At 36.1% G+C, this 637-nt stretch carries 1 protein-coding gene; it reads right to left on the minus strand.

Features of this window, described 5'->3' with window-relative positions:
* Positions 1–599: ATP synthase subunit B family protein (locus CXY28_RS08580; RefSeq protein ID WP_100980499.1), on the minus strand; the 599-nt coding region annotated here is incomplete at its 3' end.
* Positions 600–637 lie beyond the last annotated feature (38 nt).

Consider the following 637-nt stretch of genomic DNA (forward strand, 5'->3'; position numbering starts at 1 on the left):
CTTTCTTTAGCGTTGTTAATGTTAGTTATCGCTTGGGTTTTGTTTTCGGTTATTTCATTGTTGGCGCTTTCTTTAGCGTTGTTAATGTTAGTTATCGCTTGGGTTTTGTTTTCGGTTATTTCATTGTTGGCGCTTTCTTTAGCGTTGTTTAAAAAGATTTGATAGCTCGTTAAAAGCTTGGTAGCGGTTTCTATAATTTGATTTTCTAGCTTCTTCACTTCGCTTTTGATGTTTTCAGTGTTAGCGTTTAAGGTGTTGGTTACTTCTTGCTCGTTGCTTTTCATGCTCGTATTAAATTCGCTAAAAAAGCGCTCGTATTCTTTCATTTTTGATTTCAAGCTCTCGCCGGCGTTACTAAGCCACTCAATAGAATTTCTCAAACTGCTATCAATTTCATTCGCATTTTTGAAAAAATCCAAACTCAAAAGCACTTCTAAAATCCTAACGATGCCTTTAAGGCTTAGCTGTATTTGATCGGTAAAAAGCGCGTTACTTTTTAAAGCGTTCTGTAATTGCTTTATAAGCTCGTTAGTGATTTCTTTCACTTCGGGCTGTTCTGTGAAATCTAGCGCGCTGTTAGGTAGATTAGGGTAATTCATTGCGTTCCTTATATTTAATTTTTTGTGGTAGGATTAGG

The organism is Helicobacter pylori (assembly GCF_002832345.1).
Taxonomy (GTDB): domain Bacteria; phylum Campylobacterota; class Campylobacteria; order Campylobacterales; family Helicobacteraceae; genus Helicobacter; species Helicobacter pylori_CP.